Below are 25,227 nucleotides of genomic sequence, written 5' to 3' on the forward strand. Positions count from 1 at the left end.
GTTCCCCTCCGTCTTCCGAAGAGGTCCCCCATGACCGCCGCCGCGATCCCCTACACCCCGCCGTTGAAAGAGATCCGCTTCGTTCTCGACCATCTCGCCGGCATGGCCGACGTGGCGGCTCTGCCGGGCTTCGAGGATGCCAGCCCCGACATGGTGGACAGCATCCTGGGCGAGGCGGCGAAGATCGCCGGGAACGTCCTGGCACCGCTGAACCGCATCGGCGACATCCAGGGCGCCCGGCTCGACGCCGACGGCATCGTTCGTACGGCGGAGGGCTGGGGGACGACGTGGCAGGCACTGGTGGAAGGCGGCTGGAACGGGCTGCCCTTCGATCCGGCGCGCGGCGGCATGGGGTTGCCCAACCTGCTGAACACCGCCGTGCAGGAGATGTGGCATTCCGCCAACATGGCCTTCGCGCTCTGCCCGATGCTGACGCAGGGGGCGGTAAACGCGGTGCAGCTCTATGGCTCCGACGCGCTGAAGGACATCTACCTGCCCAGGATGATCTCGGGCGAGTGGACCGGCACCATGAACATCACGGAGCCGCAGGCAGGCAGCGACCTTGCCGCCACGCGGTCACGGGCGGTGCCGAACGGCGACCATTACCTTGTCACCGGGCAGAAGATCTTCATCACCTACGGCGACCATGACCTGACGGAGAACATCGTCCATCTGGTGCTGGCCCGCCTGCCCGATGCGCCTCCAGGCGTGAAGGGCATCAGCCTGTTCGTCGTGCCGAAATTCCTGGTCAATGCCGACGGCAGCCTGGGCGCCCGCAATCAGGTGAAGTGCGTGTCGCTGGAGCACAAGCTGGGCATCCACGGCAGCCCGACCGCCGTGCTGTCCTTCGGCGACGAGGGCGGGGCGACCGGCTTCCTGGTGGGCGAGCCGAACCGCGGCCTGGAATACATGTTCACCATGATGAACCACGCCCGGCTGGCGGTGGCGATGCAGGGTCTGTCGATCGCCGAGCGGGCCTATCAGCAGGCTTTGGCCTATGCGCGCGACCGCGTGCAGGGCAAGCCATTGGGCTGGATCGAGGGCCAGTCGAAGGCCATCGTCAATCACCCCGACGTCCGCCGTCTGCTGATGGGTATGAAGGCGCGGATCGAGGCGATGCGGGGCATCCTCTACACTGCCGCCGCCGCGGTGGATGTGGCACACCACCATGCCGACGAGGCGGCGCGCGGCCGGGCCGCCCTGCTGGTCGACCTGTTGACCCCCATCGCCAAGGGCTGGTGCACCGAGACCGGCCAACAGCTGGCGTCGGACGGCGTGCAGGTTCATGGCGGCATGGGCTTCATCGAGGAGACCGGCGCTGCCCAGCATCTGCGTGACGCCCGCATCACCACGATCTACGAGGGCACGACCGCCATCCAGGCCAACGACCTGATCAACCGCAAGATCCTGCGCGACGGCGGGGCGACGGCCAATGGCCTGCTGGACGAGATTGCGGCGCTGGGCGGCGAGCTGTCAAGCCACGCTGACGAGGCGCTGCGCGTCACCGGGTCGGAGCTGACCGCCGCGGTGCATGAGGCAAGGCAGGCGATTGCCTGGATGCTGACCGCGGCGAAGCAGGACCCGCGCCTGCCGGCCGCCGCGTCGGTGACGCTGCTGGACCTGATGGGCGTGATTGCCGGCGGCTGGCAACTGGCCCGCGCCGCCAAGGTGGCGGTGGAGAAGCTGGCGGAGGGCGATGCCGACATCGCCTTCCTGTCGGCCAAGCCGCTGACCGCCCGCTTCTATGCCACCCATCTGCTGCCCAAGGCGGCGGCGCTGCGGGCGACCGTCGTCAACGGCTCCGCGAGCGTGATGGCGCTGAGCGAGGAGCAGCTGTTCGGCGGAGCTTGACCGGGCCGCGCTTGCCGGTTGGTGCCGGGGCCTTTGGCCCATTGCCGGGTGTCGCGGGCGGTTGGGGGACCTCCCGCCACTGCCCCGGCGCCAGCCCGTCCAGCGTCCAGTCGCCGATCGACCAGCGGATCAGCCGCAGGGTGGGGAAGCCGACCGCCGCCGTCATGCGTCGGACCTGCCGGTTGCGCCCCTCGCGCAGGGTCAGCGCGATCCAGCTGGTGGGGATGGCGGCGCGGTAGCGCACCGGCGGATCGCGCGGCCACAGCAACGCCGGCTCCTCCATCCGCCACACTTCGGCCGGCAGGGTGGGGCCGTCCTTCAGCGTGACGCCGCGACGCAGCGTCTCCAGCGCCTCGTCGGTCGGCACGCCCTCCACCTGCACCCAATAGGTCTTAGGCATCTTGTTGGTAGGCGCGGCGATGCGGGCGATCAGCGGGCCGTCGTCGCTGAGGGCCAGCAGCCCCTCGCTGTCGCGATCGAGCCGGCCGGCGGCATAGACGCCCTTCACCGGCACCAGTTCCGCCAGGGTCGCCCGGCCCTGGTCGTCGGTGAATTGCGGCAGCACGCCATAGGGCTTGTTCAGCAGGATCAGGCGCGGCACGGGCTTGCTTCCTTGCGGAGTTCGGGAAAGGCGCTATCGTTCGCACCCCAACAGCAATCTAGATAGCAGGGGTTCGGCCGTGACGCTTCTGTTCTGCTCCGCCAGCGACAGCGCCGAGGATTGGCGCCGGGAAATCGCCCGTCATCTTCCCGACCTGGAGATGCGCGTCTGGCCCGAGACCGGCGATATCGCCGACATCGAGGTGGCGGTGGTGTGGAAGCCGCCGGCCGGCATGCTGGCGACCCTTCCCAACCTAAAGCTGATCGTGTCATTGGGCGCCGGGGTGGAGCCGATCCTTCAGGACCCGACGCTGCCGGACGTGCCGCTGGTGCGGATGGTGGCGGACGGGCTGACCGTCGACATGGCCGGCTATGTGGTTTTCCAGGTGCTGTACTGGCATCGGTTGATGGACCAGTATGCCACCCTCCAGGCCGAGGCGCGGTGGGAGCAGCTGGACCATCGCCCGGCCTCCGAGGTGACCGTCGGCTTCCTGGGCATGGGCGAGCTGGGGGCGGCGTCGGCCGGTACGCTGCGGACCCTGGGATACCGCCTGATGGGCTGGAGCCGCAGCCCCAAGAGCATTGAGGGGGTGAAGAGCTTCTCCGGTCCCGACGGGCTGGCGGCAATGCTGCCGCAGTGCGATCTCCTGGTCTGCCTGCTGCCGCTGACCGACGAGACCCGCGGCATCCTGAATGCGAAGCTGTTCGCCGCCCTGCCCAAGGGGGCAGTGGTCGTCAACGCCGCCCGCGGCGGGCATCTGGTCGAGTCGGACCTGCTCGACGCGCTGGAGAGCGGGCATCTGCGCGGCGCCAGCCTGGACGTTTTCGCGACGGAGCCGCTGCCGGCCGACCATCCGCTCTGGCGCCATCCGAAGGTCCGCATCACCCCCCATGTCGCCGGGGTTACCCACCCGTCGCGCTGCGTCGATCAGGTGGCGGCAGCGATGACGGCGCTCCGCGAAGGCCGGCCGCTACCCAATGTGGTGGACCGCAGCCGGGGCTACTAAACCCTTACAGCATCTGGACGGCGATCACCGCCAGCAGGGCCGCGATCACCCACAGGGCGGCGCGGTCCGAGCGGCGGCGGGTGTCCCAGCCGTTCAGCATCTGGCGGACGGTCTGCGGGTGCAGGCGCACCCCACCTTCCGCCATGTCGCGGGTCACCCGCTCCGCCTCGCTGACCAGGGCGGGGATGCGGCGGACGGTGGACAGGATGGCGCCGGCATCGTTGATGAACTGCGCCTCCGGCCCGCGATTCTCGCGCATCCATTCCTCGATCAGCGGACGGGCCAGCTCCCACATGTTGATGTTGGGGTTCAGCAGCCGGCCGACGCCCTCCGCCGTCAGCATGCTCTTCTGAAGGAGAAGCAGCTGCGGCTGGGTCTCCATCTCGAACTGTTCGGTGACGGCGAACAGCTGGGCCAGCAGCCGGCCGACCGAGATGTCGGCCAGCGGCTTGTTCTGCAAGGGCTCGCCGATGGCGCGGCAGGCCTGGGTGAAGATCTCGATCGACTGGTGGCGCGGGACATAGCCGGCCTCGAAATGCACGATGGCGACCCGGCGGTAATCGCCGGTCAGGAAGCCGATCAGCATGTCGGCGAGGTAATAGCGCGTCTCGCGGTCCAGCCGGCCCATGATGCCGAAATCGACGGCGGTGATGGTGCCCTGTTCGTTGATGAACAGGTTGCCGGGATGAAGGTCGGCATGGAAGAAGCCGTCGCGGAACACCTGGTTGAAGAAGCTGGCCGAGGCCATCGCCAGGATCTCGTCGCGGTCGAAACCGGCGGCGGAGATGCGGGCAGGCTCGTCCACCTTGAAGCCGCGGATGCGCTCCAGCGTCAGCACCCGGCCGCCGGTGCGCTCCCAATCGACCTTGGGCACGTTGAAGGTTTCATCGTCCTTGAAGTTCGCCGCCAGCTCCGACGCGGCGGCGGCCTCCATCCGCAGATCCATCTCCAGCCGCGAGGTGCGGGCGAAGGTGTCGACCACCTCGACCAGCCGCAGCCGCTTGAGCCGGGGCAGCACCCATTCCGCAAGGCTCGCCAGCCGGTAGAACAGGTCGATGTCGCGCTCGAACGCCTGTTCGATGCCCGGGCGCAGCACCTTGACCGCCACCTCCTGCCCGTCGGCGGTGACGGCGAAATGGACCTGCGCGATGGAGGCGGCGGCGACCGGCTTGTCGTCGAAGCTCTGGAACAGCGCCTGGACCGGCTGGCCGAACTCCGCCTCGATGATGGCGCGGGCCTGATCGGCGGGGAAGGGCGGCAGCTTGTCCTGCAACTCGGCAAGATCGACCGCCATCCGCTCGCCGACCAGATCGGATCGGGTGGAGAGCAACTGGCCCAGCTTGATATAGGTGGGGCCGAGTTCGGCCAGCGCGCGCGCCAGCCGCTCGCCCTCGCGGCCGGGCACGTCCTTGCGGGCGATGCGGCGCCACAGCCAGAGCAGGCCGGGGGCGGTGCCGAGCAGGCTGGTGGGCAGGGCGTCATGGCGGGCGACCGTCCGGCCGATCACGGCCATCCGGACCAGGTTGCGCAGGATACGGAACACGGGGTCTTAGATCCGCCAGCCGGAATGGATGGCGGCGATCCCGCCTGACAGGTTGCGCACGCGCACGGCGCCGAAGCCGGCGGCCTCGATCCGTTTTGCCAGATCGGCCTGCGGCGGGAAGCGGCGGATGCTCTCGGCCAGATAGCGGTAGCTCGCCTCGTCCTTCGCCACGACGCGGCCCATGAAGGGCAGCACCTGGAAGGAATAGACGTCGTACAGCTCGCGCAGCACCGGCAGCACGACGTGGCTGAATTCCAGGCAGTAGAACTTGCCGCCCGGCTTCAGGACGCGGTGGGCCTCCCTGATCGCCTCGTCGATGCGGGTGACGTTGCGCAGGCCGAAGGCGATGGTGTAGGCGTCAACCGAGCGCGAGGCGACCGGCAGCCGTTCCGCGTCACCGACCGTCCATTGCACGCCGGACAGGATGTTGCGGTCGATGGCGCGGTCGCGGCCGACCCGGACCATCGCCTCGGTGATGTCGCAGACCACCGCCGCCCCGCCGCCGCGCTTCAGGAAGCGGAAGGCGATGTCGCCGGTGCCGCCCGCCACGTCGAGCAGGGTCATGTCCGGCTTGGGCGCCACCAGATCCATCAGCGTGTCCTTCCACAGCCGATGGATGCCGCCCGACATCAGGTCGTTCATCAGGTCGTAGTTGGTCGCCACGCTGTCGAAGACGGCGCGGACCAGCCCGGACTTGGCGGACGGATCGACGGGGGTGAAGCCGAACCAGTTGCCTTCGGCACCGGACGCGGGCTTTTGCGGGTCGGGGATGCGGTCGCTCATGGCCGGGAACATAGCGCGGGCAGGGGCCATGCGCCAGCGGGGGCGTGCAGTGCGGAAGGCGCTGCGGCGAATGGCGTAGGGGGATGGGAGTGCGGGCCGGTCCTATTGGGGGATGGAACAGCGTGGAACAGTTTTCCCGATCTGTTCCATGGAGTGCGGCCCGGCAGTGCACCTGCGGTTCGATGCAGCCTGGAACAGGGTGAAACACTCCTCAGGAGGCTGTTCCATAGGCTGCGGTTCAGGGGTGCGCCTGCGGTTCGGGACTGGATGGAACAGGGTGAAACAGTTTTCCGCCGATGTTCCATCCGACACTCCATGGCATGGATTAGGTCTGAAGTCCTAGCATGGTTGACGGACCCGGAGGAAGGAATCCGGCAAACTATGTGTGTTCCGATCCTTGCTTCCCCCTCCTCCCGGCCGCTCGGCGACACATCCCCCTTGCATCCCGCTCTTCCCGCGCGTATAAGCCCAGCCTTCCACGGGCGGCGAGGCTGGGCCGTATGGCTCAGGGCATGCCCACCCGTCCGCTGGAATTCCGCCTCATTTCCACCTAGGAAACGAAAATGCCCAAGCTGAAGACGAAGAGCGGCGCCAAGAAGCGCTTCAAGGTGACCGCCACGGGTAAGGTCCGCGCTCAGGCCGCCTACAAGCGCCACTGCCTGGAACAGAAGTCCCCGAACATGAAGCGCAACGCGCGCGGCATGATGACCCTGTGCGACTCCAACGCCCGCACGGTGCTGAAGAACTGGCTGCGCAACGCCTGATCTCGGCACACTGACAAATTCGGAAGGACTGAACCATGGCTCGTGTTAAGCGCGGCGTCACGACGCACGCCCGTCACCGCAAGATCCTGAAGCTCGCCAAGGGCTACCGGGGTCGCAATTCCAAGAATTTCCGCATTGCGATCGAGAAGGTCGAAAAGGCGCTTCGTTACGCCTACCGCGACCGCCGCAACAAGAAGCGCGATTTCCGCGGCCTGTGGATCCAGCGCATCAACGCCGGCGTCCGTCAGTACGGCCTGACCTACTCGCGCTTCATCAACGGCATCAAGCTGGCCGGCATCGAGATCGACCGCAAGGTCCTGTCCGATCTGGCCGCGCGCGAGCCGGAGGCCTTTAAGACCCTGGTGGACAAGGCCCAGGCCGCGCTCGCCTCCAAGGCCGCCGCGTAACGCGCCTCGCGTTTCCTGAATTCAGGGAACGCTTGCCGTCACGGCGTCAGTTGTAAGAGAAGGGAGCCGGGCCGCTGGGCCGGCTCCCTTTTTCTTTTTGCACCGTTTTCTTCCCCACGCTTGCCGGGAACCGCCATGCTCGACGCGCTGAAAGACGAACTTCTGTCGCAGGTCAACGCCGCCGCCGACCTTTCGGCGCTGGACGAGGTGCGGGTCTCCGCGCTCGGCAAGAAGGGGCGCATCACCGGCTTCATGAAGGAGCTGGGGAACCTCACCCCCGACGAGCGCAAGGAGCGCGGTCAGGCGCTGAACGCGCTGAAGGACGAGATCGCCGCCGCCATCGACGCGCGCAAGGCTGACCTCGCCGCCGCTCATCTGAAGGCGCGGCTGGAGGCCGAGCGGGTCGACGTGACCCTGCCGGTCCGGCCGGAGACGGAGGGGCGCATCCACCCGATCAGCCAGACGATGGACGAGATGGTCGCCATCTTCGCCGAGATGGGATTCTCGGTCGCCGAAGGGCCGGACATCGAGGATGATTTCCACAACTTCACCGCCCTGAATTTCCCGCCCGGCCACCCGGCGCGCGACATGCACGACACCTTCTATCTGCCCGATTCGGGCGATAAGAAGATGCTGCTGCGCACCCACACCAGCCCGGTGCAGGTCCGCACCATGCTGAACAACAAGCCGCCGATCCGCATCATCGCGCCGGGGCGGACCTACCGCTCCGACTACGACATGACCCACACCCCGATGTTCCACCAGATCGAGGGGCTGGTCATCGACGAGGCGACCAACATGGGGCACCTGAAGGGCTGCCTCGTCGAGTTCTGCCGCGCCTTCTTCGACGTGGACGACCTGCCGCTGCGCTTCCGCCCCAGCTTCTTCCCCTTCACCGAACCGTCGGCGGAGGTCGATATCGGCTGCTCGCGCAAGGGCGGCGAGCTGAAGCTGGGCAATTACGGCGACTGGCTGGAGATCCTCGGCTGCGGCATGGTCCACCCGAACGTGCTGGAAGCCTGCGGCATCGACAGCACCCGGTACCAGGGCTTCGCCTTCGGCATGGGGGTGGAGCGCGTCGCCATGCTGAAATACGGCATCCCCGACCTGCGCACCTTCTTCGAAGCCGACCTGCGCTGGCTGAAGCATTACGGCTTCGTCCCGCTCGACATTCCCAACATCGCCCACGGCCTGACGCGCTAAGGAGCCGGACCCATGAAGTTCACGCTGTCCTGGCTGAAGGACCATCTGGAGACCGACGCCTCGCTCGACCAGATCACGGAGAAGCTGACCGCCCTCGGCCTGGAGGTGGAAGGCGTCCAGGACCGGTCGAAGGAGCTGGCGCCCTTCCGCGTCGCCCATGTCGTCTCGGCCGAGAAGCACCCGGACGCCGACAAGCTGCGCGTGCTGATGGTCGATACCGGCGCCGGCACCCTGCAGGTCGTCTGCGGCGCCCCGAATGCCCGCGCCGGCATGAAGGGCGTCTTCGCGCCGGAGGGGACCTATGTCCCCGGTTCCGACATCACGCTGAAGAAGGGCGTCATCCGCGGCGTCGAGTCGAACGGCATGATGTGCTCCAAGCGCGAGCTGAAGCTGTCCGACGAGCATGAGGGCATCATCGAGTTGCCGGACGACGCCCCCGTCGGCGCCGGCTTCGCCGACTATGCCGGGCTGAACGATCCGGTCATCGACATCAACCTGACGCCCGACCGCGCCGACTGCGCCGGGGTGCGCGGCATCGCCCGCGACCTCGCTGCTGCCGGCATGGGCAGGCTGAAGCCGCTGACCGAAGGGCGGCTGAACGCCACCCCGGTTCCCGGATCCTTCAAGAGCCCGATCGGGGTCGAGATCGAGTCGCTGGACGCCTGCCCCTACTATGTCGGCCGCTATTTCCGCGGCGTGAAGAACGGCCCGTCACCGCAGTGGCTGCAGGACAAGCTGACCGCCATCGGCCTGCGTCCGATCTCCATCCTGGTCGACATCACCAACTACATCACTTTCGACGTGTCCCGCCCGCTGCACGCCTTCGACGCCGACAAGGTGAAGGGCGGCATCGTGGTTCGGCTGGCGCGCGAGGGCGAAACCCTGCCGGCGCTGAACGGCAAGGAATACCAGCTCGACCCGGCGATGACGGTGATCGCCGACCATGAGCGGGCCGAGGCGCTGGGCGGCATCATCGGTGGCGAGGCATCCGGCTGCACCGAGGAGACGACCAACGTCTTCCTGGAAGCCGCGATCTTCGACACCGTCCGCACCGCGCAGACCGGCCGCCGGCTGGGCATCGAATCGGATGCCCGCTACCGGCTGGAGCGTGGCGTCGATCCCGCCGCGGTGGTCGAGGGGATCGAGCGGGCGACCCGCCTCATCCTCGATCTGTGCGGCGGCGAGGCGTCGGAGATCGTGACGGCGGGGGCCGAGCCGAAGTGGAAGCGCACGCTGACCCTGCGTCCGGGCCGCGTCGCGGCGCTCGGCGGCGTCGAGCTGCCGCGCGACCGTCAGGAGCGGATCCTGACGGATCTGGGCTTCACCCTGGAGGGTGAGGATGCCGAGGGCCGTCTGGTCGTCGGCGTTCCGTCCTGGCGCGCCGATGTTCATGGCGAGGCCGATCTGGTCGAGGAGGTGCTGCGCGTCCACGGCTTCGACGCCATCCCGGCGACGCCGCTGCCGCGCGAGACGGTGCTGACCCGTCCGGCGCTGACGCTGAAGCAGCGCCGCGTCGCGCTGGCCAAGCGCACGCTCGCCGCCCGCGGCCTGTCGGAGGCGGTGACCTGGTCCTTCCTGTCCGGTGCGGTCGCCGAGCTGTTCGGCGGCGGTGAGCCCGGCCTGCGGCTGGTCAACCCGATCAGCAGCGATCTGGACGTCATGCGCCCGTCGATCCTGCCCAACCTGATCCAGGCGGCCGGCCGCAACGCCGACCGCGGTTATGCCGACGTGCGTCTGTTCGAGGTCGGGGCGGCCTTCCGCAATCCGGCGCCGGACGGGCAGGACAGCGTCGCCGCCGGCATCCGCGCCGGTGCGGCGGTGCCGCGCCATTGGGCGGAGAAGGCGCGCGGCGTCGATGTGTTCGATGCCAAGGCCGACGCGCTGGCGGTGCTGGAGGCGGTCGGCGCCCCGGCTGCCAACCTCCAGGTCACCACCGACGCGCCGGGCTGGTACCATCCCGGCCGGTCGGGCGTGCTGCGACTCGGCCCCACCGTGATGGCCCGCTTCGGCGAGATCCACCCGTCGGTGCTGGAGACGCTGGGCGTCAAGGGGCCGGTCGTCGGCTTCGAGGTGATGCTGGACGCCGTGCCGCTGCCCAAGAAGAAGGGCGGCACCGCCAAGCCGATGGTCCAGCTCTCCGCCTTCCAGCCGGTGGAGCGCGACTTCGCCTTCGTCGTCGACCGCAAGGTGGAGGCCGACAAGATCCTCCGCGCCGTGAAGGGGGCCGACAAGGCGCTGGTCAAGGATGTCGCAGTGTTCGACGTCTATGAAGGCCCGGGCGTGGGCGAAGGGCGCAAGTCGGTCGCGGTGTCCGTCACCTACCAGCCGACCACCGCAACCCTGACCGATGAGGCGATCGAAGCCGTCGGCCAGAAAATCGTCGCGTCGGTGGTAAAGGCGACCGGAGGAAATCTCCGCGCCTGAGAAAAACCCCCAAGGGTTGAAAAAATAAGATCATGTAGGGAAAGGGCCTCCGCTTCGGTGGAGGCCCTTTTCTTTTGTCTGACCTGAAGGATTCCCGAAAGGGTCCTTCTTTCCCCTCGGTTTCGCGATCATATGATGAATCGCTGATTGATGATTCCCGAGTGCATTCGCTAAGGGAAAACTCTGAGGCTGTTTGTTGCAATTCAATGTTTGACGCCACGACGTTGATCCGTGGGAAGATTGGGGTTCGGGATTGTTATCCCTGAAGAGCCCGCCATGCGTTCGATGTCACGATTACGGCACAGGCAGTGCTTGCATTGCCTTGGCAAGTCCAGTGCCCAACACGCTGTAAGCGACAAAGCAGGGGGAGTTGATGGTTGATCCAACGAATGGTCAGGCAACCAAACCGGAGTCCGTCAAACCACTGATCCTGGTGGTGGATGACGACCGTTCGATCGTCGAGGGGCTGGAGATTCTGTTGGACGGCTGGGGGTACGAGGTGGTGAAGGCGCTCAGCGCCGCCGCCCTGGAAGCGCAGCTCGGCGGGTTGGACCGGGTGCCGAACCTGATCATCGCCGACCATTACCTGCCGGCCGGCCGCACCGGGCGGGAGGTGGTGGAGCGTGTCCGCACCGAGACCGGGCAGCAGGTCCCGGCCATCATCCTGACCGGTGACAGCACGCCCGAACGGCGGGACGAAGCCGAACTGATGGGGTGCCAGCTGCTGCTGAAGCCGGTGCAGGTCGGTCCGCTGCGCGAGGCGGTCGAGGCCCTGTGCAGCAAGTGAGGTTGTCGCCGGCAGGGTGGTGAGGGAAGAGTTGCGGCAACTTGCCTGTCAGGCTGCCGGATCCGCTCCGGATCCGGGCGGATCGATGTCCGGCAACACGGCGAGGAAGGCATCGACCACCGCCGGGTCGAAGCGCAGGCCGGCCAGCCGGCGGATTTCATTCACAGCGTGATCGCGGCCCAGCGCCGGACGGTAGGGCCGGTCGCGCGTCATGGCGTCATAGGCGTCGGCAACGGCGACGATGCGGGCGCACAGCGGGATCGCCGCCCCGGTGCGGCCGTCGGGATAGCCGGTGCCGTCCCAGTTCTCGTGATGCCAGCGCGCCACCGCAGCCCCCAGATGCAGGTGGGTCGGGCCGTCGGCCAGATGGCTCGCCTGGCTCAGCAGGTTGGCGCCGGCCACCGTGTGGGCCTGCATGGCGTTGCGTTCCGTCTCATCGAGCGGGCCGGGCTTCGACAGGATCGCCGGGTTGACCGCGGCGTTGCCGATGTCGTGCAGGATGGCGGCCAGCCCGATGATCTCCAGTGTCGCTTCGTCCAGCGACTCGGCGAAAAGACCGCCGGCATGCAGGCGGCGGGCGATCCGCTCGGTGATGGCGGCGATGCGCAGCGACCGGCTGAACCGGCCGCCGTCCGCCGTTTCAGCACCTGTCCCATCCGTCGCCAGCCCGTCTGGTGTCAGGGCGCCGCGGCCGCGTTCGGCCAGTTCGGCCAGCGCCGCCAGCGTGCCCTGCTGGGCGCGGTAGAGCTGTTCGTAATGGTGCAGATTGTCGAAACCGACGGAAATCTTGCCGCAGAAGACCTCGATCAGCTTGCGGTCCAACTCCGACAGCGGCCGGTTGGAGCGCAGATAGACCACCGTCTCGCGGTCGTTGGGCGTGCGGATGTAGAGCGTGCAATGGTCGCCGGCATAGACATGCGCCTGCTTTTCCAGGCAGGTGGTCACCGCGGCCAGCACGGCCGGACCGACGTGGCCGGCGGCGGGCTCGTTGATCAGCATTTCGAACCGGCCCGATCCGGCCAGCACATAGAGGCCATTGACACTACTGTCGTTGACGGGCTGGTTGCAGCTACCCAGGCTGCCGGTGCCTGAACTGCCACTGCCGGCACCGCCGCGCTGCACGCACAGGATGGCGTCCGGTCCCACCCCCAGCAGGCCCGACAGCTGGGTCAGCACGCCGGCCGCGAACAGCTTCATCGAGCGGGCGCGGAACAGCGACGACGACGCCTCGATGATCTTCTCCAGGCCGCGGCGGTTGGCGTCGATCGCCACGATGTCCTCGTAGGAACGGAGCGCCGCGACGGTGGTGGTGAACAGCTGCTGGGCGGTCAGCTGGGTCTTCGCCTTGTAGTCGTTGATGTCGTAGTCGAGGATCACCGCCCGCTCCGGCGCCTGCCCCGGCTGGCCGGTGCGCAGGATGATGCGGACATTGCGGTTCTGCAGCTCTTCCCGGATATGGTGGACCAGCCGCAGGCCGGCGTCCTCCGTCTCCATCACCACGTCCAGCAGGATCAGGGCGATGTCGCTTTCCCGCGCCAGGATCCGCCGCGCCTCCGCCGCCGAATGGGCGGACAGGAAGCGCGCCTTGCGCCCCTTGTAGGCGAAATCGGACAGGACGAGCTTGGTGATCGAATGGACCTCCGGCTCGTCGTCGACGATCAGCATGGTCCAGCGGCTGCCGGGCGGCTCCTCCGCGGCACTGCCGTTCTCCGGCGCTTCATCCGGGGCGGCGTCGTCGAGGAACACCAGATCCTCGTCGGCACTGCCCGGATCGGGGCGGGCCTTATCCGCTGGTCCGGTCGGGTCGGCGTCGGTCATGGCTCTTCAATCCCGAAAGGGTCATGAGGACGGGCGCGGCCGGCCCGGATGCTGGTTACCCATCAAAACGTATCCAGCTCGATCACCGTACAATCGAGTCCGCGTTGCGCCAACGTGCCGCAGGCGGTGTCGACCTGCAAGCGCGTGAAGGGGGCCACCCCGACCACGTACAGCAGCCGGCCCTTGCGGAACACCGGCCAGACCATCGGCGGCAGGTCACGATAGGCGCTGCCCGGGCCGGCGGTGAACTCCTTCCAGGCGCGCAGGCCCTCGGCGTAGCTGACATATTCGCCGAGCTTGATGCCGTAGAGCATGCCCGGCTCCACCGGCGGCATGCCCGGCAGGGGATAGGGGGCGGCGACCCCGACAAGCCCCTGGACCGGCGCCAGGGCGCGGGTGCCGGCGGGCAGGGCCAGCGTCGCCTCGCCATCGGCGGCCCCGATCAGCGCCACCACGTCGCCCTTGCGCAGGGTGAAGCTGCGCCGCTTGCGGTTGGCCAGGATCTCGGTCGCGGAGATCGGGCCGGCGGCAACGACATAGCCTTCCGCCGGGGTCTGCGCCGCCTTGTCCCAGGCGGCGCGCGGCACGACCGCGGCGCTGCGGTGGGGCAGGGTGGCGTCCGCCGGCTGGTTGGCGGCAGGCTTGGGCGGCCGCGGTCCCTCGCCGCCCACCGCCGGCCGGCCGGTGACCATCAGGGCCGGGTCCAAGGAGTCGGCGGGGACATAGCCGATGGGTTGGCCGCCGATGGCGACCTCCGTCCAATAAGTGCCGCGCGGGGTGCCCAGCGCGTTCAGCGCCTTGCCCTGTTTCAGCGTCATGACGATGCGGGCGTCCTCGCTGGGGCCGATCCGCACCTCGATGTCGCGGTTCAGCACCACCTCGCCGGTCAGCGGGGCGCCGATGGCGACGGGGCTCTGCGCCCGCGCCGGCGGGGTTGCTGCAACCGTGCCGGCACAGGCGAGGAGCAGGGCAAGCGCCGGAAGACGGCGGCGGGTCGGCGCGGCAATCATGGCACGGCATTCATTGGGCGGTTTCCCTGGCGGCCGAGCAGTTGGCCGCCGACGAGGTCGTGGATGGCGTCGGCCAGCAGCCGCACCGGCTTGGGCGCCGTGCCGCGGGCGCGGTGCAGGGCGATGTCGATGTCCGGCAGGCCGGGAAACCCCTCCGCCGCGCCGATGCGGCGCAGGCTGGGCGGGATGGTGCAGGCCTCCATCGCCGTCACCCCCAGCCCGCCCATCACCGCGCCATGGACGGCGACGACGCTCTTGCTGGCGAAGGCAACGCGCCAGTCGCGGCCGATCCCGTCCAGGGCGGCGACGGCGAGGTCGCGCACGACGCAGCCCTTGGGGAACAGGGCCAGCGGCAGGGGATCGAGACTTTCCACCGGGCGATGGCCCGGCGGCGATGCGGGATCCAGGGGCGGGGCGACCCAGGACACCGGCTCCTGCCGGACCAGCTCCCCACCGGCCTCGCCGGCCTTGCGGGTCACCAGCGCCAGGTCGTAGCGGCCCTTGTCGATCTCCGCCACCAGATCGGGGCTGTTGTCGCAGACGACCTCCACCATCACGTCGGGATAAGCGGCGTTGAAGCGGGCCAGGACCTCCGGCAGCAGCATGGTGGCGTAATCGTCGGGCGTGCCGATGCGCACGCTCGCCACCGTCGGGCTGCGGTGCATCAGCGCCAGCACCTCGTCGTTCAGGGTCAGCATGCGCCGGGCATAGGCCAGCAGCACCTCGCCGTCGCGGGTCATGCGCACACCGTGGGTGTCGCGTTCGAACACGCGCTTGCCCACCGTGTCCTCCAGCCGGCGCACCTGCTGGCTGACCGCCGCCTGGGTGCGGCCCAGCCTTTCGCCGGCGCGGGTGAAGCTGGCGCTGTCGGCGACGGCGACGAAGGCGCGCAGCAGGTCGGTGTCGAGATTGGCGGGCATGACGGGGCACCGGAAGTTGCCGCCCATTCAAGCAGAGCACCGCCCGGTCCGCAACGGCGCGGTCATCACGGTTCGTGATGACGGCATAATGCCTATTCGTTTCCAAGGGATTGGCGCGCGCCCCATTGTCGGTCTCCAATCCTTATGGAGTGTCCGATCATGTCGCTGTTCGCCGCCTGGACCGGCGTGGTTCTCGGGGCCGCCCGCATCGACCCGCCCGCCGCCGCAGCACCGGAGGTGCCGGAGCCGCGGCGCTTCCACCTTGCCTACAACCCGGTGCCGCCGGCTGCGCCCATCCCGACCCCTGCTCCTGCCCGCCGTCTCGTGGCGGAGCCGGCGCCGGTCTCGACCCGCCGGCTGTGTCTTGAGAAGTAGGTGGGCGTCCGCCTATCCTGCCGCCGACGAAATGCCGGGAGGAGCGGGCGATGGCGCGGGTCTATGTTCTGTACACCGGGGGCACCATCGGGTGCGTGACCAATCCCGAGGGCGCGCTGGCACCGGTTCCGGGAGCCGAGTTCGAACGGCTCGCCCTGTCGGTGCCCGGCCTGTCCGGTCATGGCGTGCAGGGCTATGACGGGCTGAACTGGACCATGGGCTGGTTCGATCGCACGCTCGACAGCTCCAACATGAAGCCGGCGGATTGGGTCGCCATCGCCCGGCGGCTGCTGTCGGTCTATGACGAGTATGACGGCTTCGTCGTGCTGCACGGCACCGACAGCATGGCCTACAGCGCCTCTGCCCTGTCCTTCCTGCTGCCCGGCCTGTCGAAGCCGGTGGTGTTCAGCGGGTCGCAGGTGCCGCTGTCCTTCACGCTGAGCGATGCGCCGGCCAATCTGGTCGGTGCCATCGTGGTGGCGGGGACCCTGCCGGTGCCGGAGGTCTGCGTCTATTTCGACACCAAGCTGCTGCGCGGCAACCGCTCGTCCAAGGTCGACGCCAACCGCTTCGCGGGTTTCGATTCGCCGAACTTCCCGCCGCTCGCCACCGTCGGCAGCGTGGTCGCCCGCAACGAGCCCTATTGGCTGCCGATGCCGGACAAGGGTGTCTCGCTGGCCGAGCCGGACAACAGATCCAGGCGGCTGGCGGTGCTGGACGCCCAGGTGGCGGCGCTGGAGGCGTTTTCCGTCGTCATGCTGTGGCTCTATCCCGGCATCCGGGCGAGCACGGTGTCGGCGATGCTGACCGGCACCAGCCCGGCGGTGAAGGGTGCGGTGCTGCTGGCCTTCGGCGAGGGGAACGGGCCGACCGATCCGGATTTCCTCGACGCCCTGTCGGCGGCGGTGAAGGCCGGGGTCGTGCTGATGGACAACACCCAGGTGCAGCGCGGCGCCGTCCTGCCCGGCGCCTACGCCACCGGGCTGGGCGCCGTGGGGGCAGTCGGCGCCTATGACATGACGCCGGAGGCCAGCTACGCCAAGCTGGTCTGCCTGCTGGCCGGCGGACTGGATGCCGCGGCGGTCAAGGCGGCGATGCCGGTGCCGCAGGCGGGCGAGCTGACGGTGATCGAGGGCTGACGCCTGTCCGGAGGCGGTGGCCGCGCCGGGCCATCCGCCTCCGGCACTGTGTGCCGGCTTGGCTTACTGGCCCATGCCGGGCTGGGTCGGCTGCATGGCGCCGCGGTTCATCGTGCCGCTGCCCATGGAGCCGTTCCCCATCGACTCCTGATTCATGCCCTGGTTCATGGTGCCTTGATTCATCGAGCCCTGGTTCATCGAGCCGGAGCCCATGCCGCCCATCGAACCGCTTCCCATCTGGTTACCCATGGCGCCGCCGGTCGAGCTGCCGTAGCCGATGTTGGCCTGGCTGCTGTATTGGGCGAGTTGCTGAAGCTCCATCTGGTCCTGCATGACGACCACCTGCTTGCCGCGCCGCTCGAAGGAGGCCGGGGGCAGCATGACCGACTGGCCGGACTTGGCCAGCTTCAGCTCGACCATCGTCTGGCCGTCGGAGCCGGTGGTGACGTTCTGGATGGTGCCGGCGACCGGGCCGCCATGGCGGTGGACCACCCGCTTGCCGATCATGTCCCGGCTGGCCTGGACGTCGCGGGCGCCGCTGTCCATCGTGCCGTTGGCGACGGCGTTGGACCTGGGGGAACCACTGGTCTGGGCATGGCCGGGCGTGGCGGTGGCCATCAGCAGCAGGGCCGGAACCGCGGCGGTGAGAAACTTGCGCATGTCATCCTCCCGGATTGAACCAAAACAGGGGAGATGCCGCGCGGGCACGGCACCGTCCTAGGTGTGATGACACCCGGGCGGCCGTTTTGTTGCGTCTGCTTGTGTTGAATTCACCGGCCTTCGTTCCACCCGCCTTCCGAAGAGCTACACCCGCGGCGCAAGATGGTGCGGTTAGAGAGACGCCCTATCTCATTCCTGCTAAAGTGGCTCTCGGCGAGTATCCAACTTATCTTTCTTCGCGTGGCGTGTCTCAATGGCTCGAAGTGACCTGCTTGTATCCCTTGTCCGCGCCGGTATAGCTGGTGAGCGGGAAACGTTGAAGTCGACGGTCGAGGCGATCGTTGCCGACGAGCGCGCCAAAAGCCATCATATTCTGGCCGACCGTCTTCAACGCGCGCTAAGCACGGTTGCCGTCACACCACCGCCTTTGACATCGACGTCCATGCCGACTGGTGGAGGCCGCGATGCCATTCTTGAGATCACGCCGACCGTCCGGCTCGACGAACTGATCCTTCCTCTTCCTGTTCGCCGTAATGCGGACCAATTGATCGAAGAGCATTTCCGCGCTGGCGTTCTGCGAGCCCATGGCTTGGAACCCCGGCACCGCGTTCTCCTCTCCGGACCGCCCGGAAATGGCAAGACCTCATTCGCCGAAGCGATTGCCGAGTCGCTGGGGATGCCTTTCTTTGTGGTGCGTTACGACTCGTTGATCGGCAGTTATCTGGGAGAAACCAACACCCGGCTGCGCAAGCTTTTCGACTACATCCGCACCCAGCCTTGCGTGCTGTTCTTCGATGAGTTCGACGCCATCGGCAAAGAACGCGGAGATACCCACGAGACCGGCGAGATCAAGCGCGTTGTCTCCTTCCTGCTGATGCAACTGGATCAACTGCCGAGCTATGTCATCGTCGTGGCTGCAACCAACCATGCGGAACTGCTGGATAGAGCCGTATGGCGGCGGTTCCAGCTACGGCTTGGATTTCCTGCGCCAGACCAGAGTATGTTGACAGCTTATGTGGAGCGATTGATCGGTCAGTGGCCTGAGAAGCCGAAGGTGGGAGCAAAAGGGATCGTTCGTGTGCTTGGCAAGATCAGCTATGCCGAAGCACGTGAATACTGTCAAAATGTTAGGCGACGCTATATACTCGGTTTAGGAGAAATTCAGATCGATGACGCCGTGAAGGTGGAATCTGACCTTTGGGCGTCGCGTATCAAGCCGACCGAGAGCGATGCCGAGCGATCCGACCAAACCACTTCTGCGCCTGACGCCCAAAGCAAACGGCGACCGCCAAAAAGGTTCGAAGAAGTTCCTCCCACCTCCTAAAGCATTCCCACGCGCCGACCAGATTCAGAAGCTTGGACCGAAATTTGAGCGTTTGGCGGAGGTCATGGCCCGTCCGGGCGCACTGGAACTAACGGCCGATCCCACCGCACTGGCACCGGAGCGGTTGCTGGTGTTCGAAGTTCGCGGTTCGATCCAAGAGTTCGCCAAAGCGGTCAATGAGATCGCCGGTCTGGACTTCATCGACGAGGAGGAACTTGAAGGCGACGAAGGGGATAAGGCTCCGGTCGCGTACCTGCTGGTTCCCGATGCGCAGGCGATGGAGCAGATCCTGTCCTCGTGGAAGCGATGGAGCGCAGGTCGTCTGGACGCCTCAAAACCTTGGGCTAAAGTGTTTGATCTGTTGCGCGATCTGCGGACGTGGGGGCCTGACGACCGCTTGAGCGAGGAGGAGCAGACTTTCCTGGAGGAAGAGATTGAAGGGCGTCCGGATAACGATCTGATCCTTCTGGAAGTCGAACTGGTATTTTCAGATAAACCCGAGCGCGCCATCAGCTATGAAGCCGCTGTTTCGGATTCCATCCTCACCTATGGCGGTCGAATCGCCCATCGCGCTTACGTTGAAGACATTGCGTATCATGCCCTGCTGGTGTCCCTTCCGGCTGTAGCTGTCCGGTCGATTGTTGAGCGGTCACCGGAATCGATCCTCGGACTCAATGCGGTGTGGCACATCCGGCCGCAGAGCTTGGCGCCGTCCATCGATATTGCCGACCCGGTGACCGAACCACTGCGCCCGGGTCCGGTACCGGAAAAGCCCCCGATCCTTGCGCTGCTCGATGGTGTTCCCATCGCACGCCATCCTCTGCTCGCCGACCGCCTGGAGGTGCTGGACCTGTTCGAATTGGAACCGGACACGCCGGTCGCCAACCGTGTGCATGGAACGGCCATGGCGTCGCTGATCGTGCATGGTGATCGGAACCGCCTGGAGGCTCCGCTACCGCGCCGTATCCTGGCCCTTCCCGTGATGGGGTGGGACGGAAGAGACGAGGGCTTGCCCAAGGACCGGTTGATCATCGATGTGATGTATCGAGCGCTCTACGCACTCCATGGTCCTGAGAGCATTGCACCAAGTGTTCTTATCGTAAATATGTCACTGGGGAACAGGAAACGCCCATTCCACGGGCAGATGTCGCCATGGGGTCGCCTTTTGGACAGATTGGCATGGCGATTCGGAGTGCTGTTTCTGGTAAGTGCCGGGAACGCCACGGATGCGTTCACTGTGCCGGCCTTCGCGGGTTCCATGGAATTCGAAGGGGCGGATGGGACTGCGCGTGCCCGTGGCGTCTTGTCCGCATTGAACGATAAAATCGCGGAGCGGCGCTTGATTTCGCCCGCGGAAACCCTCAACGGGCTGACGGTGGGAGCGGCAAATGTCGATGCGGTACCGGCGCACGAGCGGCGTACGGTCGGCATCAACGTCGAACCCTATCCCGAACATCGGATGTCCAATCCGTCCAGCCGGGTCGGTCCCGGCTTCGCCCGGTCGATCAAGCCCGATTTTCTGATGCCGGGATCGCGTGAACATCTGCGGATTCGGGCAAGTGGCGGGAATATGTCCGTTGCGCCGGCAGGCGTTGCGAGAGCGTTCGGGCTGAAGGTTGCAGCCCCACCGGTCGATGGCAACGAAGCCACCGAGCGCTACACCAACGGCACCAGCGCGGCAACAGCCCTCGGCTCCCGAACCTGTCACCGCATCCATGATGCTTTGGAGGATGCCTACGGCGAATCATTCACGGCATTGCCGCGGCATCGGCGCGCCGTGCTGCTCAAGGCGTTGATGGTGCATCCCGCCCGCTGGCCGGAAAGCAGTGCGCTGCTCATTCGGGAAACGTTGGGGCCGAGCGATCCGAAACAGCATGTGCGACAGAAGGACAATGTTCGCCGCTTCCTTGGCTACGGGGTTCTGGATCCCGATGATGCGGTTGCTTGCGCGGCTGATCGCGCCACTTTCTGGGCGGTCGGGATGTTGCCCAGTGAACAGTCCGCGGTCGTCGAGATCCCCATTCCGACCTGTATCGGCGGCCAAGCCCGCCCGCATGGCCTATGGGCAACTCTGGCATGGTTCACTCCGGTTCAGCCGGGCCGGCGTAGCTATCGGTCAGTGCGGTTGAACCTTCTTGATCCTGACCATCTGGCGACGCTTGCTATGAAACCGGCACCGGCCCAACCGGACCATAACCAAGTGCGGCGGGGTACGGTCCTATCGCGCCGTTGGGAGGGCAACCGCGCTCCAGCCGTTACCGAAAATATGACCGTCCGGTTGGTCGTCCAACGGGAACTCGACCAGGGAACACCGATTGACGATCCGGTTCCCTATGGGCTGGCCGTCACCCTGTCGATGCCCGGCGTGAACGAGGTCTATAACCAAGTCCGTCAGCGCCTCACCCCAAGGCAGCGGATCCGATAAAGAAAAGGCGGGCCTGAGCCCGCCTTTCCGTTTTCCTCACTCGTCGCCCATCTTGAGCGCCGCGATGAAGGCGCTCTGCGGGATTTCTACCTGCCCGAACTGGCGCATGCGCTTCTTGCCTTCCTTCTGCTTGTCCAGCAGCTTGCGCTTGCGGCTGATGTCGCCGCCGTAGCACTTGGCGGTCACGTCCTTGCGCATGGCGCTGATGCTCTCGCGGGCGATGATCTTGCCGCCGATGGCGGCCTGCACCGCGATCTTGAACAGCTGGCGCGGGATCAGCTCCTTCAGCCGTTCGCAGAGCTGGCGGCCGCGGCGTTCGGACTGGCTGCGGTGGACGATCATCGACAGGGCGTCCACCGGCTCGGCATTCACCAGGATCGACAGCTTGACGAGGTCGCCCTCCTCGTAGCTGTCCATCTGGTAGTCGAAGCTGGCATAGCCGCGGCTGATCGACTTCAGCCGGTCGTAGAAGTCGAACACCACCTCGTTCAGCGGCAGGCGGTAGACCAGCATGGCGCGGGCGCCAGCGTAGGTCAGTTCGATCTGCTGGCCGCGCCGCTCGGTGCAGAGCTGGAGGACGCCGCCGAGATACTCGTCGGGCAGCATGATGGTGGCCTTGATCCACGGCTCGTCGATGTGGTCGATCCGCATCACGTCGGGCATGTCGGCCGGATTGTGCAGGTCGCGCACCGTCCCGTCGGTCATCGTCAGCTTGTAGACCACCGACGGCGCGGTGGTGATCAGGTCGAGGTTGAACTCGCGCTCCAGCCGCTCCTGGATGATCTCCAGATGCAGCAGGCCGAGGAAGCCGCAGCGGAAGCCGAAGCCCAGCGCCGCCGACGTCTCCGCCTCGTAATGGAAGCTGGCGTCGTTCAGCTTCAGCTTGCCCAGGCTGTCGCGCAGCCGTTCGAAATCGGCGGCATCGACCGGGAACAGGCCGCACCACACCACGGGGATGGACGGCTTGAAGCCGGCCAGGGCCTCGGTCGCCGGCTTGCGATCGTCGGTGATGGTGTCGCCGACCTTGGTCTGGGTGATGTCCTTGATGGCGGCGGTGATGAAGCCCATCTCGCCCGGCCGCAGCTCCCCGGTCAGCAGCGCCTTCGGGGTGAACACGCCGACGCGGTCGACGTCATGGGCCGAGCCGGCGGCCATGAAGCGCACCTTCTGCCCGACCTTCAGCACGCCATCGACGATGCGCACCAGGATGACGACGCCGAGATAGGGGTCGTACCAGCTGTCGACCAGCAGCGCCTTCAGCGGCGCATCGGCATCCCCCTTGGGCGGCGGCAGCCGCTTGACCACCGCCTCCAGCACAGCACCGATGTTGAGACCGGACTTGGCCGAGATCTCCACCGCGTCGGAGGCGTCGAGCCCGATCACGTCCTCGATCTGCTGCTTGATCCGCTCCGGCTCGGCGGCGGGCAGGTCGATCTTGTTGAGGACCGGGATGATCTCGTGGTTGTTGTCGATCGCCTGATAGACGTTGGCGAGCGTCTGCGCCTCCACCCCCTGGGAGGCGTCGACCACCAGGATCGAGCCCTCGCAGGCGGCCAAGGAGCGGCTGACCTCATAGGCGAAGTCGACGTGGCCGGGGGTGTCCATCAGGTTCAGCGTGTACTGCTTGCCGTCCTCGGCCTTGTAGAGCAGGCGGACGGTCTGGGCCTTGATGGTGATGCCGCGCTCGCGCTCGATGTCCATGCTGTCGAGCACCTGTTCGCGCATCTCGCGCGCGTCGAGGCCGCCGCACTGCTGGATCAACCGGTCGGCAAGGGTCGACTTGCCATGGTCGATGTGGGCGATGATCGAGAAATTGCGGATGTGCGAGAGGTCAGTCATCGGGGCCCAAACAAGCGAGAGTTTGCCGGGAACATAGGGCGGACGGGGGATGGGCGCAATGATGGTGTGTCGGTGGGCGCCGCGCAGGGCGTACGGGCGGTTGCGGGACAGCGCGGCGTGGGGCGGATGGAACGGGATGGAACGTTTTTCGGCGGGGTGTTCACTGTTCCAATGCTCCGGAAATTAGGTTGACTATTCATTCTAGAACAAACACTCTAAATTTGTCGGGTAACGGACGACGTCAGGAAAGGCATCGTGATGAGGCCGCAGAAAGCCGAACCTAGGGCCGAACCCAAGGCCGACATGCGCCGCCGCCAAGTTATCGATGCGGCAGCCGAGTGTTTCCGCCGGGAAGGGTTCCATGGCACGAGCATCGCCCGCATCTCGCAGGCGGCCGGCATGAGTTCAGGCCACATCTATCACTATTTCGACAGCAAGGAGACGATCGTCGAGGCGATCGTCAAGCAGGAAGAGGGCGACTTCTCCGAGCTTATGCAGTTGCTTGCACGGGATGAAGGGGAAGGGGACTTCCTGGATGCGATGCATCGGCTCATGGACGAACTCCTGAACCGTATCCTCGACCCTCAACGTGTCGCGCTGATGCTTGAGATCGCCTCGGAGGGCGCAAGAAATCCGCGGGTCGCGGCCATGCTGCAGGAGAGCGACCGCCGGCTGGCCCAGCAGTTCGCTACGCTGGCCGAGGCGCGGGGGGAAACGGCGATTGCGGACGTCGACGACCCGGAGAGCCGCGTGCGCCTGGAAATCTTCGCTCTGCTGCTCTCCGGCCTGACCCTGCGTTCGGTTTACAGCCCGGCGATCGATCGGCCGCGGATCGCGCGATCCATCAAGGCGGTCCTTACCATCCTGTGGAGACCCACCGCATGAAGCCGTCGTCTTCCGCCATTCCCCATATCCGCATCGTCGGCGGGGGCGTCGCCGGTCTGATCCTGGCGACGCGCCTCGGCCATGTCATGGGCCGACGGGGAACCGCACAGATCAGCCTGATCGACCGCAGCCCGACCCATGTCTGGAAGCCGATGCTGCACACCTTCGCGGCCGGCACCTGGAACATCTACCAGCAGCAGGTCCAGTTCCTCGTCCATGCCGGTTCGCATCACTTCAAATATATACCCGGAGAGATGGCGGGTCTTGATCGCGAGGGACGACGGCTCCGTCTGGCGCCGCTGCAGGCGAACGGCGAGGTGATCGCCGATGCGCGGGATCTCGATTACGACCTTCTGATCCTTGCGACGGGCAGCCGCGCCAATGATTTCGCCATCCCCGGCGTCGCCGAGCATTGCCATTTCATCGACAGCCAAAGGGAAGCCGACGCCTTCAACGACAAACTGCGCACCCATGTCGGCCGCAGCTTCCTGCATGGTGACGAAATCCGCATCGCCATCGGCGGCGGTGGGGCGACCGGGGTCGAACTGGCGGCGGAATTGACCAGGATGGTCGAGCTGGCCGGGGGGTATGGCGAGGTCGACATCCGGAGCCGCCTGCGCATCACCCTGCTGGAAAGCGGACCGCGCATCCTTGCGGCATTTCCCGAGCGGGTTGCCGCTTCCGCCACCGAACAACTGCGCGGACTTGGCGTTGATGTCCGTGTCGGCGTCAAGATCGTCGGTGCCGACGCCGGGGGCTATCGCCTGGAAAGCGGGGAAAGGATCGAGGCGGATTTGAAGGTCTGGGCTGCCGGCATCCGTGCGTCCGAAGCGGTCGGGAATTGCGGCCTCGAACTCAATCGTGCACATCAGATCGTGGTGGCGCCCAACCTCCAGGCCCGGAACGACGAGGCCATATTCGCCGTCGGGGACTGCAGCAGCCTCATCCCGGAGGGTGCCGAGCGTCCCTTGCCGTCGACGGCGCAGGTCGCCAATCAGCAGGCGCTGCATCTCGTCGCGCACCTGCCGTCCTGGGTGGGCGAGCGCCGGCCGGTTCCCCCCTTCGTCTTCCGGGACCTGGGCGCCCTGGTATCGCTTGGCGAATACAATGCCTTCGGCACTTTGGGACGCTTCGGTCTCTTCCCTGGCGGATTCGTCGAAGGGCGCTTTGCGCAGCTGAGCCACGCAGCCCTGTACCGGCGGCATCAACTGGCCCTGCATGGTCCGGCGAATGCGGGGCTGCTGTGGATGGCCGAACGCCTGAACGCCCTCACCCAGCCCTCGATCCGCATCACCTGAACCGGACTTCGCACGGTCCCGACGGGCGCGCTTCGGCGCGCCGCAAAGGGGCATGCTGCCCCTTCGCGATCTCCTGGCAAAGGCTGGCGCCTTTGCTGCCCCCTCACCCTGACCCTCTCCCCAGGGGGAGAGGGGATTGGGGGCGTTGCGGTGCAGGGCAGGCCG

21 protein-coding genes are annotated in these 25,227 nt (G+C 66.7%); 13 read left to right on the forward strand and 8 right to left on the reverse strand.

What is annotated here, in order from left to right; all coding sequences use genetic code 11:
• Positions 1 to 30 precede the first annotated feature (30 nt).
• A complete protein-coding gene (locus J2848_RS19395) occupies positions 31 to 1,851 on the forward strand; it encodes an acyl-CoA dehydrogenase family protein (protein WP_149234557.1) in 1,821 nt (606 codons plus the stop codon).
• On the opposite strand, the gene J2848_RS19400 is transcribed toward J2848_RS19395, so the two are convergent.
• Positions 1,793 to 2,452, reverse strand: coding sequence for a pseudouridine synthase (locus J2848_RS19400; protein WP_149234556.1), 660 nt, complete (start codon positions 2,450 to 2,452; stop codon positions 1,793 to 1,795). The genes J2848_RS19395 and J2848_RS19400 overlap by 59 nt on opposite strands.
• A gap of 79 nt (positions 2,453 to 2,531) precedes the next feature.
• Here J2848_RS19400 and J2848_RS19405 point away from each other — a divergent pair, with 79 nt between their 5' ends.
• The gene (locus tag J2848_RS19405; protein WP_149234555.1) at positions 2,532 to 3,458 is read left to right on the forward strand and encodes a 2-hydroxyacid dehydrogenase; all 927 of its coding nucleotides are present in this window, start codon (positions 2,532 to 2,534) and stop codon (positions 3,456 to 3,458) included.
• A gap of 4 nt (positions 3,459 to 3,462) precedes the next feature.
• Here J2848_RS19405 and ubiB read toward each other — a convergent pair whose 3' ends face one another.
• Both ubiB and J2848_RS19415 read right to left on the reverse strand, forming a co-directional pair.
• Positions 3,463 to 5,001: a 2-polyprenylphenol 6-hydroxylase gene (gene ubiB / locus J2848_RS19410; RefSeq protein ID WP_149234554.1), complete on the reverse strand. Its 1,539-nt coding sequence runs from the start codon at positions 4,999 to 5,001 to the stop codon at positions 3,463 to 3,465.
• A gap of 6 nt (positions 5,002 to 5,007) precedes the next feature.
• Positions 5,008 to 5,784, reverse strand: a complete 777-nt coding sequence (locus J2848_RS19415; protein WP_170307236.1) for a class I SAM-dependent methyltransferase — start codon at positions 5,782 to 5,784, stop codon at positions 5,008 to 5,010.
• Between the two features lie 563 nt (positions 5,785 to 6,347).
• Between J2848_RS19415 and rpmI the strand changes: the two genes are divergently transcribed.
• From rpmI to J2848_RS19440, 5 genes are all read left to right on the forward strand, one after another.
• Positions 6,348 to 6,548 carry a 50S ribosomal protein L35 gene (rpmI, locus tag J2848_RS19420; protein WP_012975158.1) on the forward strand — a complete coding sequence of 67 codons (201 nt, stop codon included), beginning with the start codon at positions 6,348 to 6,350 and terminating at the stop codon, positions 6,546 to 6,548.
• A gap of 35 nt (positions 6,549 to 6,583) precedes the next feature.
• Positions 6,584 to 6,955: a 50S ribosomal protein L20 gene (gene rplT, locus J2848_RS19425; RefSeq protein WP_012975157.1), complete on the forward strand. Its 372-nt coding sequence runs from the start codon at positions 6,584 to 6,586 to the stop codon at positions 6,953 to 6,955.
• Positions 6,956 to 7,090: 135 nt separating this feature from the next.
• Positions 7,091 to 8,158 (forward strand): phenylalanine--tRNA ligase subunit alpha, encoded by a 1,068-nt coding sequence (gene pheS / locus J2848_RS19430; RefSeq protein ID WP_085087493.1) that lies wholly within the window; start codon positions 7,091 to 7,093, stop codon positions 8,156 to 8,158.
• Between the two features lie 12 nt (positions 8,159 to 8,170).
• Entirely contained in the window at positions 8,171 to 10,582 is a 2,412-nt protein-coding gene (pheT, locus tag J2848_RS19435) for a phenylalanine--tRNA ligase subunit beta (protein ID WP_149234553.1), read from the forward strand.
• Between the two features lie 373 nt (positions 10,583 to 10,955).
• Positions 10,956 to 11,369 carry a response regulator gene (locus J2848_RS19440; RefSeq protein ID WP_149234552.1) on the forward strand — a complete coding sequence of 138 codons (414 nt, stop codon included), beginning with the start codon at positions 10,956 to 10,958 and terminating at the stop codon, positions 11,367 to 11,369.
• Between the two features lie 48 nt (positions 11,370 to 11,417).
• On the opposite strand, the gene J2848_RS19445 is transcribed toward J2848_RS19440, so the two are convergent.
• From J2848_RS19445 to J2848_RS19455, 3 genes are all read right to left on the reverse strand, one after another.
• Entirely contained in the window at positions 11,418 to 13,187 is a 1,770-nt protein-coding gene (locus J2848_RS19445) for a DUF3369 domain-containing protein (protein WP_149234551.1), read from the reverse strand.
• Between the two features lie 62 nt (positions 13,188 to 13,249).
• Positions 13,250 to 14,197, reverse strand: coding sequence for an SH3 domain-containing protein (locus tag J2848_RS19450; protein WP_149234550.1), 948 nt, complete (start codon positions 14,195 to 14,197; stop codon positions 13,250 to 13,252).
• Positions 14,194 to 15,117, reverse strand: coding sequence for a LysR substrate-binding domain-containing protein (locus J2848_RS19455; protein ID WP_149234549.1), 924 nt, complete (start codon positions 15,115 to 15,117; stop codon positions 14,194 to 14,196). The genes J2848_RS19450 and J2848_RS19455 overlap by 4 nt, the downstream gene beginning before the upstream one ends.
• Before the next feature lie 159 nt (positions 15,118 to 15,276).
• Here J2848_RS19455 and J2848_RS19460 point away from each other — a divergent pair, with 159 nt between their 5' ends.
• Positions 15,277 to 15,492: a hypothetical protein gene (locus tag J2848_RS19460; RefSeq protein WP_149234548.1), complete on the forward strand. Its 216-nt coding sequence runs from the start codon at positions 15,277 to 15,279 to the stop codon at positions 15,490 to 15,492.
• A 50-nt stretch (positions 15,493 to 15,542) separates the two neighbouring features.
• On the forward strand, positions 15,543 to 16,631 hold the full coding sequence (locus J2848_RS19465; protein ID WP_149234547.1) for an asparaginase: 1,089 nt from the start codon (positions 15,543 to 15,545) through the stop codon (positions 16,629 to 16,631).
• Positions 16,632 to 16,694: 63 nt separating this feature from the next.
• Here the strand turns inward: J2848_RS19465 and J2848_RS19470 are convergent, their stop codons facing one another.
• Positions 16,695 to 17,291: a hypothetical protein gene (locus tag J2848_RS19470; protein WP_149234546.1), complete on the reverse strand. Its 597-nt coding sequence runs from the start codon at positions 17,289 to 17,291 to the stop codon at positions 16,695 to 16,697.
• A gap of 316 nt (positions 17,292 to 17,607) precedes the next feature.
• On the opposite strand from J2848_RS19470, the gene J2848_RS19475 reads away from it, so the two are divergent.
• Together J2848_RS19475 and J2848_RS19480 are read left to right on the forward strand one after the other, a co-directional pair.
• The gene (locus J2848_RS19475) at positions 17,608 to 18,615 is read left to right on the forward strand and encodes an AAA family ATPase (protein WP_246194322.1); all 1,008 of its coding nucleotides are present in this window, start codon (positions 17,608 to 17,610) and stop codon (positions 18,613 to 18,615) included.
• Positions 18,521 to 21,040 carry a S8 family peptidase gene (locus J2848_RS19480; RefSeq protein WP_211103306.1) on the forward strand — a complete coding sequence of 840 codons (2,520 nt, stop codon included), beginning with the start codon at positions 18,521 to 18,523 and terminating at the stop codon, positions 21,038 to 21,040. Before J2848_RS19475 ends, J2848_RS19480 begins: the two co-directional genes overlap by 95 nt.
• A 36-nt stretch (positions 21,041 to 21,076) precedes the next feature.
• Here the strand turns inward: J2848_RS19480 and lepA are convergent, their stop codons facing one another.
• Positions 21,077 to 22,879: a translation elongation factor 4 gene (gene lepA, locus J2848_RS19485; RefSeq protein ID WP_149234544.1), complete on the reverse strand. Its 1,803-nt coding sequence runs from the start codon at positions 22,877 to 22,879 to the stop codon at positions 21,077 to 21,079.
• 258 nt (positions 22,880 to 23,137) lie between these two features.
• Here lepA and J2848_RS19490 point away from each other — a divergent pair, with 258 nt between their 5' ends.
• Entirely contained in the window at positions 23,138 to 23,764 is a 627-nt protein-coding gene (locus J2848_RS19490; protein ID WP_149234543.1) for a TetR/AcrR family transcriptional regulator, read from the forward strand.
• Positions 23,761 to 25,062, forward strand: coding sequence for an NAD(P)/FAD-dependent oxidoreductase (locus tag J2848_RS19495; RefSeq protein WP_149234542.1), 1,302 nt, complete (start codon positions 23,761 to 23,763; stop codon positions 25,060 to 25,062). Before J2848_RS19490 ends, J2848_RS19495 begins: the two co-directional genes overlap by 4 nt.
• Positions 25,063 to 25,227: the final 165 nt, after the last annotated feature.

Source organism: Azospirillum lipoferum, from assembly GCF_024170005.1.
GTDB classification, from domain to species: domain Bacteria; phylum Pseudomonadota; class Alphaproteobacteria; order Azospirillales; family Azospirillaceae; genus Azospirillum; species Azospirillum lipoferum.

Coding starts and splice junctions, on each gene's coding strand:
- J2848_RS19415 (WP_170307236.1), bottom strand. CDS start 5,784: ATGAGCGACCGCATCCCCGACCCGCAAAAGCCCGCGTCCGGTGCCGAA.
- pheT (WP_149234553.1), top strand. CDS start 8,171: ATGAAGTTCACGCTGTCCTGGCTGAAGGACCATCTGGAGACCGACGCC.
- rpmI (WP_012975158.1), top strand. CDS start 6,348: ATGCCCAAGCTGAAGACGAAGAGCGGCGCCAAGAAGCGCTTCAAGGTG.
- J2848_RS19455 (WP_149234549.1), bottom strand. CDS start 15,117: ATGCCCGCCAATCTCGACACCGACCTGCTGCGCGCCTTCGTCGCCGTC.
- J2848_RS19490 (WP_149234543.1), top strand. CDS start 23,138: ATGAGGCCGCAGAAAGCCGAACCTAGGGCCGAACCCAAGGCCGACATG.
- J2848_RS19395 (WP_149234557.1), top strand. CDS start 31: ATGACCGCCGCCGCGATCCCCTACACCCCGCCGTTGAAAGAGATCCGC.
- lepA (WP_149234544.1), bottom strand. CDS start 22,879: ATGACTGACCTCTCGCACATCCGCAATTTCTCGATCATCGCCCACATC.
- J2848_RS19445 (WP_149234551.1), bottom strand. CDS start 13,187: ATGACCGACGCCGACCCGACCGGACCAGCGGATAAGGCCCGCCCCGAT.
- rplT (WP_012975157.1), top strand. CDS start 6,584: ATGGCTCGTGTTAAGCGCGGCGTCACGACGCACGCCCGTCACCGCAAG.
- J2848_RS19440 (WP_149234552.1), top strand. CDS start 10,956: ATGGTTGATCCAACGAATGGTCAGGCAACCAAACCGGAGTCCGTCAAA.
- pheS (WP_085087493.1), top strand. CDS start 7,091: ATGCTCGACGCGCTGAAAGACGAACTTCTGTCGCAGGTCAACGCCGCC.
- J2848_RS19480 (WP_211103306.1), top strand. CDS start 18,521: ATGCCGAGCGATCCGACCAAACCACTTCTGCGCCTGACGCCCAAAGCA.
- J2848_RS19460 (WP_149234548.1), top strand. CDS start 15,277: ATGTCGCTGTTCGCCGCCTGGACCGGCGTGGTTCTCGGGGCCGCCCGC.
- J2848_RS19470 (WP_149234546.1), bottom strand. CDS start 17,291: ATGCGCAAGTTTCTCACCGCCGCGGTTCCGGCCCTGCTGCTGATGGCC.
- J2848_RS19495 (WP_149234542.1), top strand. CDS start 23,761: ATGAAGCCGTCGTCTTCCGCCATTCCCCATATCCGCATCGTCGGCGGG.
- J2848_RS19450 (WP_149234550.1), bottom strand. CDS start 14,197: ATGATTGCCGCGCCGACCCGCCGCCGTCTTCCGGCGCTTGCCCTGCTC.
- J2848_RS19465 (WP_149234547.1), top strand. CDS start 15,543: ATGGCGCGGGTCTATGTTCTGTACACCGGGGGCACCATCGGGTGCGTG.